The sequence below is a fragment of the Chitinophaga sp. CC14 genome, from assembly GCF_048957795.1.
Lineage (GTDB): Bacteria > Bacteroidota > Bacteroidia > Chitinophagales > Chitinophagaceae > Chitinophaga > Chitinophaga ginsengisegetis.
The window spans coordinates 1,041,941-1,057,400 of sequence record NZ_JARBFY010000005.1 but is presented as its reverse complement, the minus strand read 5'-3'; the positions used below and the strand labels follow the sequence as shown (position 1 = coordinate 1,057,400).

Sequence of the window (15,460 nt, the reverse complement as noted above, 5' to 3'; positions counted from 1 at the left end):
GTTATTGAACAAATTCATTTAAAGGCAGTGGTACCAGGTAATTGATGGTTGCTGCGGAAGGCGCCCAGAGGAAGCTGGCTTTGGGCGCGTTGATGCGTTTATAGGCAAAAAATGCCTGTCCTTCCGCAAAAAATTCCTTCCTGTATTCCTTCACCAGTTCCAACTGTACCTGCGCGAGGTCGGCCGGCAGCGTGGAAACGGTGATGTTGCGGGCGGTGCGGAAAGCAGCCCAGTACTGCTGGCCTTCACCCGCCGGCGCCGTTTCTGCAGCTATCAGGTACATTTCGCTGACACGCAGCATAGGTATCTGGAAAGGCGCTATGGCAGCACTTTCCATAGCCGCCGTGTATTTTTTCATGATGTAGCATTTGGAACCGTTGCCCAGCGTGATCAGCGCCCAGAGGTTAGTTTCCCGTATATCCGTTCCCGTATTGCCATACAACTGGTTGTTTACGGTGGTGGTGCCACTGCCTTTTTTTAGTACGCCGGATGTGAACTGTTGCTCGAATTTTGTTGCCAGTTGGAAATCATAAAGACCGAAAATATGTTCCATAGAAAGATTGAAATTCCCGCCGGAAACATCGCTTAGTGTTCCGAGGCGGAACTTGGCACCACCATCCGGGTTCTGTGCATTGATCACTTCTTTGGCGCACGCATAAGCGGATCCATTATCCCGGAACCAGAGATATGCGCGGGCCTGCAGCGCCTTCACCGCATAGTAATTCATGCGGAGGAAACGGAAAGCGGAGTAAGTATTTTCCGGTTTGAAAGGAGAATTAACACTGCCTGGATTAGAGAGATCAGCCTGGGAGTACCGGGTGAAAGGATCTGTATCCTTCAGTAAAGCGGCTGCCCCGCTAAGATCATTCAGCAATTCTGTTTTATACTGATCGTAGGTGAGATGCTGATTCGGTTCCCGGGAGATCTTTTTCACATACGGTAACACCGTGCCGCCCTGTATATTACCCGGTACCGGCCCAAAAAGCCGCAACAGGTCCAGGTGACAATAGGCACGCAGCGCAAGACACTCACCCTTCATCATTTCGTAAGATCCGGCAGAAAGAAACACTTCTTTGCGCGTGTCCACTTCGGCGAGTATCGCATTGATGCTGGAAATGATCTTGTATTCCTGTGCATATATGGAGGACAGCGCACCCTGCACGCCTTCGTCGGAATAGTTGAACAGGCCGAGGCGCTGTTCTGTGGTGTTGGTGGTTACATCCCAGGAAGATGTCAATCTTTCTATGGTACCAAAGATCATCTGCTGGCCATAGGCGTTCCCGGATTTCATCTGGATGTATACCCCGGTAAGCGCATCCTGGAAGCCGCTTTCCGTGGTGAAAAGCACATCTGAAGGCATCTGGGTTTTAGGCTGAACGGTGAGCCATTTTTTGCAGGAGGTAGTACATATGGCTATCCCCAACAGCCCCGTGATAATATATTTAACCGGTGTCATGGAACACTAATTTTTTTTGTTAGAAGAGAGCGTTTACAGTAAGCGACATCTGTCTGGAAAAAGGATAGGTAGTTCCTCTTTCACGGCGTACAGTGGACAGGTAAAAGAGGTCGGCCATGTTGGCGGAGAAAGACAGCGCCTGCATTTTCAGCTTTTTCGCAAATAAGCTGTTTACGTCATACTGAAAATTGGCGTTCTGCATGGTGAGCGTCTTTTCGTCCTGCACAAAGCGGGAGGTCCTGTTTGTTGGCGCTGTTACCAGCAATCCTTTGAAGGCGGCATTATCTCCCGGTTTTTGCCAGCGACTGTCGTATACGCGGGCATCCACATTGTAACGGTAATCTGCATTCTCCACTTTATTAATCAGTGTCTGGTTATACAGTTGCCCGCCAAAGCGGTAGCCGAAAGACAGGTTCATGGAGAAATTCTTATACCGCACCAGTGTGCTGAAGTTGCCGAAGTACGCGGGTTCGCTGATGCCGCTGGCACGCAGGTCCAGTGAGTTCCAGGTGTAGGTAGGCTGCCCGTTCCTGTCCAGGTACAATTCCTTGCCGGTGCTGGGATCAATACCCAGTGAAGGAACTACCCAGATAGTGTTGGTGGAATACCCTTCTTTGTAAAGCACGCCGGGTACAGCGCCGGTTGCATTTTCACTGCTTTTCTGTGCGGCTTTCAGGGCATCGGAGATTTGCAGGATCTTGTTTACATTATGTACCAATGCGCCGCTGATGCTCCAGGTAAACCCTTTCCGCAGATTGCGTACAACAAAGGCAGTAGCTTTCAGCTCAATTCCGCGGTTCTCCAGTTTGCCGATGTTTTCGATATAGTTGGGGAAGCCGTTGGATGCGGGAAGATCTACAGAGGATATAAGGCCGTTGGTGGTTTCGATGTAATAGTCTGCTACAAGACTCAGGCGGCGATTGAAAAGATCAGCTTCAAGACCAACGTCGTAGTTCATTTTCTGTTGCCATTTCAGCGATTCGTTACCGAGGCCCATCAGATAGGCGCCTGTCCAGCTGTAATAACGGTCGTCTGTATAATATCCATAGGTAGACAGGGCCTGGTAAGCGTTGAAGTTCTGCGAACCGGTAACGCCCACGGAGCCGCGCAATTTCAGCCGGTTGATGAACGGCAGGTGCCTGAACATGGCCTCCTTATGCAGGTTCCAGCCAACACCCGCCGACCAGAAAGGAGCAAAACGGTTAAGTGCTCCAAACTGGGAAGCGCCATCCGAGCGAAGGGAGAGGTCCATGAAATATCGTTCATCATAGGTATAGTTCACACTTCCGGTAACTCCCACAGAACGGGTAAGACTTTCAGCACCGCCGGGTTTACCTCCTTGCGCATATTGCAGCGCCATTGAAATAAAGTCGAACTTAGGATTGGTAAAACCTTCCGCAAGGAAGCTATAGCCGGAGGTTTTGGACTGGCGTATGTTATAGTCCAACCCGGCAAACAGTGCATGGGCGCCGAGCTGACGGGTATAGCTGAGGTTGGCGCTTGCATCGTAACGGAAGCCTTTGTTCACACCGTACCGGTAAGAACCTCTGCGGAGAATGTCTTCCGTAGCGGCAAACGCTGTATGGTCTGCGGGCCGGAAATAATCTGAATCAGAGTTCATCTTGGTAAGGCCCAGTCTTGCCCGGAAGAGGAGATCAGGATGTATACGCCATTCCACGGAAAGGTTGTTCGTGATGTCCGTGGTTTTATAATTCTGGAAAGTATTCAGGGTAGCATCGTACAGCGGGTTGGTAGGCAAGGGGCTCCAACGGCCTGAATAAATACTGGAACCCGGATTGCCCAGCAGTTTTCTTACACGGCCATTTTCCTCGTAAGGAGACCAGTAGGGATTCATCTTTACGTAATCGGAAAATGAGCCGTAGGGAGATTCTTCACTCTCACCCAATCCGATGAGCAGGTTGTTCGTGAAGCGGATATTCCGGTAATAGTAACTGAGGTTGATGGTGCCATTGAACGTCCGCCGGGAAGAGCCTTTCATTACGCCCTGTATATCGTTCACCTGGGCAGAAATGGAGTAACGGAATGCGTTGTCGCCGCCTTCCATTTTCACATTATGACGTTGGCCGATGCCGCTGCGCACTGGCTTGGAAAGCCAATCTGTTTCCACACCCCGGTTTACTTCACTCATCAGGTAGTTGTAATATTGTTTGAGTGGCACATCATTTTCCGCGCGGGCATTGTCGTACAGTCCTACTTTGTATTCCAGCTCCAGTTTTTCGCGGGCATTCAGTACGTGATATGCCGTCAGGTCGGGCATTTCAACATTGACATCGCCGCGGTACGACAAACGTAGTCTCCCTGGTTGTGGCGCCCTGGTTTTGATCACGATCACGCCGTTAGCGCCACGGGAGCCATAGATGGCGGTGGCAGATGCATCTTTCAGCATGGTGATGGACTCCACTTCATTCTGATTGATGTCCAGCAGCTTTTGCAGCGAGGATTCAAACCCGTCGAGGATCACCAGCGGCGTATTCATGCCCACGCGTGTTTCATCCTGCAGCTCATTCACATTGGGCAGGCTGGAGTTTCCGCGGATCTGTATTTCCGGCAGCCGGTTGGGATTAGAGCCGAACGCATTACTCTCCACGATGTTAAAGGAAGGGTCAATGTTGCGGAGGGAAGTGATCAGGTTGCGGTTACCGAATGCAGCCAGTTGTTCAGCAGTAACAGTAGTTACAGCGCCGGTAAAGCTTTCTTTTTTCCGGTTGAAGATACCGGTGGTCACTACTACTTCATTGATCTGCTGCTGCGATCTGCTCAACATGATGTTCATGGTGCCGGGGCCTGCTACTTTTATTTCCTGCGGCGCATATCCCTGGCAGCTTACCTGCAAAGTGACGGGAAACGCCCTGACCCCTAACCTGAATCTCCCATCCGGTAAAGTTATAGTACCGGTGGTGCTGCCTTTTATACGCACACTGGCAAAGGGAACAGCCTTGCCTGCTTCATCGGTCACGGCGCCGGATATTTCCTGCAAAACCGTTTTGACGGAGGCGATAGTCTTTTCATTGATCACTACCATTTTGTTTACGATCCGGTAGGTGAGCGGCTGATTGCTCAACAGGATATCCATTGCTTCCTGCAGGGTGGCATTGCTTACCTGTATGTCCTGTGGAGAGGATACTCTTAGTACCTGCTCGTCCCACATGAAGGACAAACCTGTTTGTGCTTCCAGTTTCCCGAATATTTCCTTCAGGGAAGCGCGTTTCAGGTTAAGGTTAATCTTTTGTGCAGCAGCAGTACCTGCCTGGAGACTTAGGATCAGGAAAAGAATGGTGGCAGTTTTTGAACGCCATAACAATTTCATACATAGTCCGGCAGGAGCATAGAAATGCCGGACCAAAAACGCAATTAATTGCATACATTTGGTTGGTTTTGGTTGATAAAATAAAACAGAACCTGTGTTTGGTTTATTAGCCCGACCTTAATAGCCGCTCCGTGAGTCAGACGGGGCGGTTCTCTTTTTTTTCAGGCCAATGTCTTTATGGTTGTACGATCAGTTTATTGTTTTCCAATCTGCAATTCACGCCATAGATATTCAGTGCCTCGATAATATCCGTAAGGTTTACATCCCTGCCGATAGTACCGCCGAATGAGCGTTTAGGTAGTTCTCCTTTCATGTTCACTTCTATATCATACCATCTTGATATTTGCCGGAATAATGCGGGCAGATCTGTACTGCTCATCATGAACAGGCCCTTCTTCCATGCTATTGCATTTTCTGTTTCCGCGCTGCTTTCTATGGTGATGCCATTATTATTGTCAATATTCGCCTGTTCTCCCGGCCGGAGTACCTGTTGTTTATTTACCCTGATACTGCCACTCAGCAGGGTAGTTTTTACCAGCGGTTCATCCGTATAGGCATTGATGTTAAAGGCTGTGCCGAGTACTTCCACCACACCCTTTTCATTGAAACGTACCGAGAATGGCCTGGCTGCGTCTGCGGCTACTTCAAAATAGGCTTCGCCGGTGATCCGCACCTCGCGCGTATTACCGGAGAAAGCCACCGGGTACCGCAAGGATGATGCGGCATTCAGCCATACTTTCGTACCATCGGGCAGCACTACGCTGAACTGCCTGCCTCTCGGCGTGGAGATCGTATTGTATGCGGTAGCAGCTGCGCCGGATTCTTCAGCATTGTATACTACCTGCCCGTTGTTTAGTACTACATTGGTTCCTGCCTGGTTTGCCACCACGCCGTTTTTCATACTATCAAGCAGTACTGCGGAGCCGTCTGCGAGGGTGAGTACTGCGCCTTGTTTTCCTGGTGCAACAGGCTTACGCTGCGTAATGGGAGGTGGCGTGCTTCCATGCTCTTCCGTCAGCCGGTATATGCTGCCTGCAATTACCAGCAGCCCGACAGCAGCCGCCCAGCGCCAGTAACGCATCCGCTTCACAGGCGTTTTACGGGGCAGGTCTACCGACTTCACATTGTCCAGCAAAGGTTGCAGGGACGGATCAAAATCCAGGTCCATATCAGGCAAGCCGGTAAGCTCCATGAATTTTTCCGTAAGGGCTTCCCGTTGGCCGGGATCCCGCAGGAGTGCATAGAATTCCTGCTGGCCTTCTGCATCCAGTTTGTTGTCAAGGAAATCCTGCGTCAGATTATGTAATCGGGTATTTTTCATGGTGTTCATAGTATAAGATCAGGGTAAACGTGGTTTTGTCATTATCGGACAGAAAAAAAAATTACAGGTGCAGCAAAAACATAAGGATCAGCAGCCCGGATGCAGTGAGCCGTTCCCTGATACTTGCCAGGGCCGCGCTGAGCGCATTGCGCACATAACCGTGGGACAACTGAAGTTCTTCTGCGATCTCCCGCGTGGTTTTTCCTTCCACACGGTTCAGGTGGTATATGATTTTCCTTTGCTGGGGAAGGGATTCAATGGCTTCATGTACAAGCCGGCGGATTTCTTTCAGTTCAAGGGCGCTGGTATTATCAATGGGAGGATGCTGTGTTATTTGAATAGCCTCGAGCCGTTTATCATTTGCCGCATGCCGCTGAAGGGCAAGCAGGCTCTGGTTAACAGTGATTTTCCGGAGCCAGGCGCCCAGGTTCTCCACTTTGTCCAGCTTGTCCCGGTAAAGCCATACCTTAATAAATACTTCCTGCACAACCTCCTGCCGGGCATACCCGTTCTTCAATATCTTCATGGCAATAGCAGCGAGCGGGGTGGCCCATGCAGCGAATAAAGTGGAAAAAGCCTGCTCGTCACCTTCCGCTATGCGTAGCAGGAGCGCAGTTTCATTAGTATGTAAAGGTTCTGGCGGCACTTAATGCTTGTTTAAAATTTCTGGCAGTTATGTTTGTGTTGCAAATCCCTTTACGGATGGTGGTTTGTGAGTAGTTTCAATCCCGCAGTTGTGGTTGTTTTCAACAGCATGACTGAGCTCTCCCGATGGATTTTGTCTGTTCAGATTGGTTTCATTCTTCACTTACGTTATCAGTTTTCGATAACAGATAAATATTTTTTCTATGTTTTTCTGTTGGTCAGCAAGGTAAACTCGTTATCACGGTTTGTTCCTGGTATCCAAACTATCTTTCTAATTTCCTTCTCCTGAATTTTTAAACACCCGCTGGCGGGGATTTAAAAAGCGAAAATAACAAGTAATTGATTTAAAAATAAATTATTAAATAAAACTAATAATGAAATGAGGTGTTCGCAGTGGTTCCTGGCGGCAGGCAAAAAGCGATACAAAATCCATAATTGGACTTTGTATCGCTTTTCATTTTTAAGCGGTGGTTTTATTTTTAATTATCTCTGATAACGTGTGCAGTACCAGATATACTATGTGAAAGGTTGTATCCCATATTCATACCAGTCATGACTATTTCGTTGTAGGTCCCGCTAAAACTGACATCAATATACTGGCCAACGGCCCCCACATTTACCAGGTTATAAGTGATATTGAACGTATTGAATACAGGGTTAATATTGGTGCTTAACCCGTTTCCATATATCTGGAATCCCGATAATGTACTATAGGTACCCGGGGTTATACTATTACCCTGGATATCAATAGCATCCATATGTCCGGGTGTATTGCCGGTAATCGAGAATGAATTCCCTGTTGCAGAAGCGGTGATGTTTGCGGCAATGATTTTAGTTACCCCTCCATCTATGGCGTAAGTAATGGATTCCGCGCTGGTATTACAGGCCGGTATATTACCTATATTGGTTGTTGGGGAGGTTATGCTGTAATTCAACGTTCCTGTATTTTGGTGGTTATCTGCATCTTCGCCGAAAACCGTCACCGGATCAGCACTGCATACAATGGTCTGGAAGCTAAAGGCACCGTTATTGATCAGGGTAAAAAAAGTTTGCTGTCCGTAATTAATGGAAACATAGCCATTGGTTACATTGGTATTATTACATTTTTTCAGTGAGCCGTTTATCGTGGCAACTTGCGTAGCCGGAAGATTTAGAACGATATCGGGCAGTACATTACTATTGGCGGTAAAAGGGCCAATGTTCTGTGTGTAAATCACATTGCCACAAATGTCATAAAGCTTTAAGGTTAAAACTTCATTTTGCGGAACGGTGCCGGTTACTGTGCCATTGAACAAGGTATAGTCTGCATATGAGGCGTAAGCTCCTCCGGTTCTAAACAATACGGTTTTGACATTGGCATGTGGGTTATTGGCCGGATCAACTACTTTAATCTGAAGCTGTACCGGGGAGGTGGCCAGCGGTATATCAAAATTCCACCAGCTAAAATGGGCAACTTCTCCAATATATTTATTACCAACTTTGTTTGCCACGCCTGCTTCTTTCCAATAGCCCAATGTTTCATCAAAATGCCAGAGCGGAATTGTCGCGGGCGCCACGCTGAGTTGTGCAGCCGTGATGTTCATCTCAATCTGCGCTTTATTGCTTATTTGTAATTTCTGCCCCGCACTACCTAATAATTCTACATTCATCATCCCATAGGTTTCCAGTAATTTAGCATCGCCGGCTGCATTTTGTGCGTATAGCATACCGGGCATTTTGGCAAACAGGTTGTTATCTGAAGCCTCCAGTGAATTCACAATCACACTTACAGCGCCGGTATATGCAGTACCTGTAAGTGTTTTAAAGTTACCATCAAATGTGATTCTGGTACCATTCGACAAGCTCACATCACTGGTGACACCGGAATTTACCGTAGCGGTAATGTGACTGGGCAGCATCATAATTTTAATGACATTGGTGCTTGTTGATGGCATCAATGCCCTGGAACCTTCCATAAACTCGGTTTTCGCCGCCCGGATGTAAGCAAAACGTTCATATACACCGGCATTTTTGATGATGGCAATCCCGCCCGGATTTGTTTGGGTGGTAGACGTTCCAATTGTAACAGTAGCGCCAGGAACGGGATTATTGCTGACATCCACCAATTGCACTATGAAATCCCTGGAAACTTCATTTCCAAAATTCCGGGCAAAATCACTTGCAGAAACCGAATCTTTTATAGGAGGGTGCGGATGATCGCTGTTATTTTTCTTACAGCTGATGGCTAACAACAGCAGGAGGACCAGGAGGGGTAGGAGTGAGTTTCTCATAACTAATCATTTAATGAAGATTAACTATGGATATATCAACTGATCTGAAAAAATGTTACCCCCCTTGAATCAGGTGCTGTGACGTTATTTTTCTCTTGCCCCGAATCTGTACGAGACACCTCCCATAAACACCCTGCCGGGTTGGGCCGGCATCAGGTAGTCGGTATAATTACTGATGTTATCAATGGAAAATTTAACCATCAGTTTTTCTTTCAGCAGGGATTTTTGAATAGAGAGATATAATAATGTGTATCCCTTCACAAATATGTCGTAGTTGTCGATGTATCCGTTATTGTCGATGTCCAGGAAGCCATATTTGCTGCGATAGCTGGCCCGGAGGGAAGTTTGCAGTGCCCACGGCCGGAACGTGTAATATACCTGCATAGTGGCCATATGCCTGCTTCTGTTAGGCAGGCCGAAGTAATCGCTGGTAGTGGCAGAACGGATACCCTGATCGGAGCGCACTTTACTGTACGCTCCGGCACTATTACGGATACTGTCCTCCACATCACGGCTTTTGGCCACCAGGTACTGATAGCCACCGGTTAACTTTAATCCTGGCAGGGGATTCAGTTCCAGCGATGCTTCTAAACCTGTTGTATAAGCTTTCCCCAGATTGAGATAGGAAAACAGTTGCTGGCCGTTCCGCATAATACCTACCTGCTCTGTATTGATCAGGTGCCGGATGTTGTTGTAAAAGCCATTCACGGAAAGCGTATAGCCCTCTTTGATGGTGAACCTGCTGCCCAGGTTCCATGATACAGCTGTTTCCGCTTCCAGGGCTTTAACGGAAGCAGCGTTGCTCCATACTGATTGTACCAGCCCTGCTTTCTTCAGGTCTTCCACAGCGGTATGGAAAGTATTGGCGCCTACCACGGTATAGCCTTGTGTGATGTTGGTGAACACCTGGTAAGACTGTGCATAGGTAGGCGCTTTAAATCCTTGTCCGACCGAACCTTTTATCTGCCACCATTTGAATAGGGTATACTCCACGCCGGCAGTCGGATTCAGTTTGCCGCCATACAGGCTGTTGCCATCGTATCGTAAGCCTGCTATCAGCCCGTATTTCCGGTTGGGAGTAAAGTTAGCCTGCATGTATCCGAAGTAGTTCTGCTGATCGGGAGTGCCGGCCATTGTGCTGTTGCGCATATGCAGCAATTCTCCGCCCACACCGCTGGTCAGGTTCAGGCGGCCGTCATGAAATAACCTGTTGCCCTGTATTTCCAGGCGTTGAATCTGTTGGGAGAATTTGTTTTCCTGTAATAACTTCCCGGTTTCTATTATCTGTACATCCTGGTCGGTGCCATAGTGAGTGAAATAATACCGGGTTAGTAAACGCGTGTATTCGTTCAGGTTAGTACGTAAAGATAACGCCGCGTTTACATCTGTTTCATCGAGTTGATCGCGGAAGGGCTGTGTGCCATAAGAACGCGTCATGGTTGAATTGCGGCTGGCGGCTCTTGCGCTCAGCTGTAATGTGTTGCGGGCATTTAATTGCAGGGAGGCACGGGTTTGACCACTAAAGCTGTGATACGGCGGGGCCGTTTGGCCATCTTTCAGATATTCGGTATTGACATTAAATCCATCTGTACGGTAGTAGTCGGCCGATAAGTGAACGGTTCCTTTTTTATGCGCAAAAGGTGTTTCCGCAAAGGCGCTGATATCAGCCGTATTATAAGTGCCATACAAAGCAGAGAGGCCCGCCCCTGGCTTGTGTACATGCTGCCGGGTGATGATGTTGATCACCCCGCCCAATGCTTCACTGCCATAGAGGCTGCTGGAAGCGCCTTTAATAATTTCGATACGTTCAATATGCTGCATACTGATACGGCTGATATCGAAGTTTTCGTTGAAGCGCCCGGAGAGGGGTAAGCCATTGAGCAGTACCAGCACATAGGCCGAGCTGAAGCCCTGCATCTGGATCCCAATGCTCCGGTTACCGGCTCCGAGATCGCTTACAACGGCCATTCCAGCCTGTTCACGCAGTACCTCATCCAGGCGTCTGCTGCCCATCCGCTGAATGGTTTTGGCATCTATGACGAGGGTGGGAGCTGCAATTTTCTTTATATCAATAAGATCATCCGTTTTTTTGTAGTAGTGGGCATGTACATCAATGCTGTTCAACTGCTGCACCTTTTGTAAACCTGCCGTGTCGGTAACCGGGGCGGAAGCATAGGCATTTCCTGTCAGTAGCAGGAAAGCGGGAAAAATGAATCTGGTACACATGGGTTCTCTGGCGCATTTAAGATCAGGCAAGATGCAATATTCCATCAGCCATAGATGGAGAAAATATTACCAGTTGCGGAAGGCGCCCTTCCCGCGCAGCCATCTGCAAGGGAAAAAAAGTTACCATAAACGGAAAAGGTGAATTGTCAGATAGGGTATGACAAAGGATCTTCCCGTATTCGTAAAATAAGTTCCTCTTTGCGCAAATGCTTTGAATGACCAATGGTTTAATATTGCTTTGTTCTTGTATTCTGAAATTAATAACAGTCCCATTGTCTGCACCAGCCAATACCCATAACAAACTATTCAATCCCTGCCCGTTCAACATCCTCGGAGAGGAAACGCTCAGGCAACGGAAGCGTGCACTAAGTCAACACGGACATATCGGTACTATCCAGGAAATGTACAGCCCCGATGGTATTACCCTGGGTTACTACAGCCTGAAATCTGAAAAAGGCGGCAGTATAGTTTTCAGTAATCAACAGCCTTTTCTTCAATTGAGTTATACGCTCAGCGGTAGTAAAAGTTATCATGTAAACAGCGGCAAAACAATACTGGCCAGTATGGGGAAGCAGCAGTACAACTACCTGTTTTTCCCTGAACAGGAAATTCAACTCAGCTGGGAGCCGGAAGAGCCATTGGAAATTTTTGAACTGGGTGTAAGTCCTGAGCTATTACTTAACTTTCTGCCGGAAGAACATCCCTTGTTTGATGTTTTCCAGAAAAGTGTGAAAGACAATGCGCCGGTTCCGCTCAGTAAAAACAACTTCCCCTTACAGGCAAATATCAGCACCATTCTTTTTGATATGCTGAACTGCCCGCTGGAAGGGCGTTATATGCAGCTGTTTATAAAAGCTAAAACCATTGAGCTGCTGGCCATACAGCTTACTCATTATGAGCAGATGGCAGGTATTTCTGCAAAGGACTCATCTCTCAGAAAACTAAAAAAAGAAGATGTAGACAGAATGTACCTGGCCAGGGATATTATTACGAAAAACATTAACAGTCCATGTACCCTGATTGATCTTTCCCACCAGGTGGGAACCAATGATGCCTATCTTAAAAGTCATTTCAAACAGGTATTCGGTACTACCGTATACGGCTATCTGCAGAATATTAAAATGACACATGCGAGGGAACTGTTGGCGGAAGGAAAGAGTGTGTCGGAAGTGGCTTATCTCTCCGGGTACAAACATACCGCCCACTTTACCAGGGCTTTCAAAAAGCATTTCGGATTTTCTCCGGGTATAATGAAAAGGTAAGTCGCGCAGACTTACCTTTTCTTTTTTTATTGCCGGACTTACCTGGCAACCCAGTATATCAGATACAGCCAGAAAAGGCCCTTCAGGAGGAAGAATATAAATCCCCAAAAGCCGAGGCGTTTCAGCCATTTAATCAGTTTTTGTTTTCTGGATGTTGTTTCCATTATTCACTGATTATCTGGTAGATTTTAAAATCGCTGCGCATTGGTGCGGGTTTTCCTTCCGCCTTTGCTTTTGCCAGGTCTTCAAAGCCGCGCCTGTGGCCGGCGATAAAGGCTTCTGATTTCGTCCAGTCTTTAAATGCCTGTTCATGTTCCCAATAGCTGACGATCAGGTAATCATCTTCCGGTTTGGCTGGCCGCAATACATGCATGTTGATAAAACCGGGCATGGTGTCAATGGCATGTGCCCTGGAGGAAAACAGTTGCTCAAATCTTTCGGCGTAATCGCTGTTACATTGTATGTAATTGATAGCCACAAAATGCTTGTTCATAGTCAGTTTATTTTTTGATACACCAAAAGTAATTGTGTCACGATTATGTCATGCGCCTATTCGGGAATATCACTTACCATATCCGGAAAATAAGTGCTGACGCGGTTTTTTCCTTTCGTGGTTGCTTTTTCTCCGGTCATGGTCATTGGTATTATTCACCTTTGCGTCATCAATTATTGTTATGCTGTTTAAGAATTTTTTTTGGAAGATGTCTGTGTCATTTGCAGCTGCGCTGCTGATGGCTTCCTGCTCCGGCAAAGACAATGATGCCCTGCAACCGGCAGATGCGGCTATTACTATACGTGACCTGCCTGCAGACACTGCAGCCTCCATGGGAGAAGGAGTAGACGGAAAAGAAAAGCGTCCTTTTTATACGATGACTTTTAGTTTCAAGAACCAGCAAACGCATGTGATACGTAATGCAGCAGATTCTGCCAGCTACTTGCAGAATGCCGACTGGGACATTGCCTTCTCCAAAGAGTATAACTCTTTTGTGGTGATTAATAATGGTAAGATAGCCGGCACGCCTGGTTATAAAGGCCCCGGAGTGGGCAACCTGGTAATTGTGGAACAGCCATTTGATAACGTTACCACAGCGCCGTCCGATGAAGTGTTTCAGAGCCAGGGGCTGGCGGGTGTTGGTTGGGACAACGGCAATGGCCTGGGATGGTTTTTCTATTCACTGAATAATCATATATGCGTTCCAGTTAGAAACCGGACTTTCGTGCTGAAAACGGCGACCGGCAATTTTGCAAAACTGGAAATACTAAATATCTATAAAGGTAATCCACCGGTGGTAACAGATCTGTTCTGGCCGGCGCCTTACCTTACCTTCCGCTATTTCGTACAAACAGACGGTAGCCGGAATCTTAAAAACAGGTAATCATCTTCAGAAATTCCAATCATTATGATTTCGCACCCTTCATGGCGAACAGCTATTGCTATGCTATTATTTGCCTGCTCTATGGCAGCCTGCTCAAAGAGCGATAATAACGACACCGTTGATCCAGGCGGTGGCGATACCGGCTCAGTAAAAACGGGCGTTTACCAGGTGGTAAACCTGGTGGCCGACACCAGTGCAACTTCCGGCGGCAATGCCGAATCACTTTACTACAGCCTGGAAGAAAACAAAGTGATCCCTGCATCATTGAAGCAAACCAATAAATGGGATATCGTTTTTTATGGTATCTACAACAGCAGCATTTATCCCAATAACGGTGCTTCTGCTGGTTCTCCGGGATATGGTGGCCCCGGTAATGCTAAACTCTATGTGATCACCGACCGTAAATTTGATGCGCAGTATTATGATACCATCAACTTCAAACCAAAGATACTGCCAATCGCCCGTGATCTCTGGACAACCGCATTCAAATCCGTTAAAACAGTACCTGTTACAGACGAACAAATGGTGGTGAGAGACGCCGGACTGGATCATTTCCAGAATAATTTCGACGGATGGGGATATTACGATTTCTATGGCAGCCTTTTCCCCGATAATCCCAAAAAAGCACACGTGGTGTATGCCATGCCAAGAGTGATCGTGGTAAAAACCACCAAAGGGCACTACGCCAAAGTGATCATCGAAAATATTTATAAAGATAATCCGCTGGATCCCAACAGGGACAATAAGCCCGGATATGTAACCTTCCGTTACGCCATCCAGATGGACGGTAGCAAAAACCTGGACATTCAATAATACAGAGATGAAGAAATTTTACTACACACTGCTGGCAGTATTTTTTATGCTGCCGGCCTGTACCAAAACAGACATAGTTCCATTCACGCCGGAAACGGACAACCAGTTGCTGGAATACAAAATTGTGAATGTGCAGGGGAGTCCTATTTATGGTGCTATCAATCAGCAAGACAGCTCCATTACCGTTTATCTGCCATTTTACCTGCAGCTGATTACTTTGGAACCTGAGATGAAAGTAAGCGACGGCGCCACCGTTACACCGGTCTCCGGTACCATGATTGAAGACTTGCTGGATCTCTTCCACAAAGGACGCGAGATAAAATACAATGTGAAAGGGAAAGATGGGAAAGTGAAAACCTATACGCTGCGCATCCAGGTACAACAACCGGACCTCATCCTGCAGGAAGTAAGCACGGATGCCGCCAATCCGAATACCTATTCCCTTAACATGAATCTTGATTTTGATTCTTTCTCTTTTGGTCTGGATGGCGCCGGCTTTGCGGCCGACCTGGACATGATCAGGGTAATGCTGGTAGATGAACAGAACAAGGAATACGGCCCGCTTAACATCAGCACATTCAATACAACCGACCTGACACGTTTAGACTTTACCGTTATACGCTACAAGGAGCAGTCGGACCCGATCCTTGCTATGCTACCGGCAGAAGGACTCTACCGGATCAGGGTGTATTCCTACGCAAAAGTAGCCACCACAAAAAATCCAATCCGTATTAATCTGCTCAACAAGAAATAATTAATCAAC

At 47.4% G+C, this 15,460-nt stretch carries 11 protein-coding genes; 4 read left to right on the top strand and 7 right to left on the bottom strand.

All coding sequences use genetic code 11. The features are described from left to right. Position 1: 1 nt before the first annotated feature. The 6 genes from PV783_RS23785 to PV783_RS23760 all read right to left on the bottom strand — a co-directional run bounded on the left by PV783_RS23785 (position 2) and on the right by PV783_RS23760 (position 11,246). Positions 2-1,456 (bottom strand): RagB/SusD family nutrient uptake outer membrane protein, encoded by a 1,455-nt coding sequence (locus PV783_RS23785; protein ID WP_420989856.1) that lies wholly within the window; start codon positions 1,454-1,456, stop codon positions 2-4. Between the two features lie 19 nt (positions 1,457-1,475). Beyond that, positions 1,476-4,838, bottom strand: a complete 3,363-nt coding sequence (locus PV783_RS23780; RefSeq protein WP_420989855.1) for a SusC/RagA family TonB-linked outer membrane protein — start codon at positions 4,836-4,838, stop codon at positions 1,476-1,478. Between the two features lie 121 nt (positions 4,839-4,959). After that, entirely contained in the window at positions 4,960-6,105 is a 1,146-nt protein-coding gene (locus PV783_RS23775; RefSeq protein ID WP_420989854.1) for a FecR family protein, read from the bottom strand. Positions 6,106-6,166: 61 nt separating this feature from the next. After that, on the bottom strand, positions 6,167-6,751 hold the full coding sequence (locus PV783_RS23770; RefSeq protein ID WP_420989853.1) for an RNA polymerase sigma factor: 585 nt from the start codon (positions 6,749-6,751) through the stop codon (positions 6,167-6,169). Positions 6,752-7,229: 478 nt separating this feature from the next. Next, positions 7,230-9,020: a hypothetical protein gene (locus tag PV783_RS23765; protein ID WP_420989852.1), complete on the bottom strand. Its 1,791-nt coding sequence runs from the start codon at positions 9,018-9,020 to the stop codon at positions 7,230-7,232. Between the two features lie 84 nt (positions 9,021-9,104). Beyond that, positions 9,105-11,246, bottom strand: a complete 2,142-nt coding sequence (locus tag PV783_RS23760; protein WP_420989851.1) for a TonB-dependent receptor plug domain-containing protein — start codon at positions 11,244-11,246, stop codon at positions 9,105-9,107. Between the two features lie 272 nt (positions 11,247-11,518). Here PV783_RS23760 and PV783_RS23755 point away from each other — a divergent pair, with 272 nt between their 5' ends. Continuing rightward, positions 11,519-12,508 carry a helix-turn-helix transcriptional regulator gene (locus PV783_RS23755; RefSeq protein ID WP_159454495.1) on the top strand — a complete coding sequence of 330 codons (990 nt, stop codon included), beginning with the start codon at positions 11,519-11,521 and terminating at the stop codon, positions 12,506-12,508. Between the two features lie 163 nt (positions 12,509-12,671). Here the strand turns inward: PV783_RS23755 and PV783_RS23750 are convergent, their stop codons facing one another. Next, positions 12,672-13,001 carry an antibiotic biosynthesis monooxygenase gene (locus tag PV783_RS23750; protein ID WP_336388252.1) on the bottom strand — a complete coding sequence of 110 codons (330 nt, stop codon included), beginning with the start codon at positions 12,999-13,001 and terminating at the stop codon, positions 12,672-12,674. A 208-nt stretch (positions 13,002-13,209) separates the two neighbouring features. Here PV783_RS23750 and PV783_RS23745 point away from each other — a divergent pair, with 208 nt between their 5' ends. The 3 genes from PV783_RS23745 (at position 13,210) to PV783_RS23735 (ending at position 15,451) form a co-directional block, all read left to right on the top strand. Continuing rightward, positions 13,210-13,884 carry an HmuY family protein gene (locus PV783_RS23745; RefSeq protein WP_111579366.1) on the top strand — a complete coding sequence of 225 codons (675 nt, stop codon included), beginning with the start codon at positions 13,210-13,212 and terminating at the stop codon, positions 13,882-13,884. 81 nt (positions 13,885-13,965) lie between these two features. Beyond that, the gene (locus tag PV783_RS23740) at positions 13,966-14,697 is read left to right on the top strand and encodes an HmuY family protein (RefSeq protein WP_420989850.1); all 732 of its coding nucleotides are present in this window, start codon (positions 13,966-13,968) and stop codon (positions 14,695-14,697) included. Between the two features lie 7 nt (positions 14,698-14,704). Continuing rightward, a complete protein-coding gene (locus PV783_RS23735; RefSeq protein ID WP_420989849.1) occupies positions 14,705-15,451 on the top strand; it encodes a hypothetical protein in 747 nt (248 codons plus the stop codon). Positions 15,452-15,460: the final 9 nt, after the last annotated feature.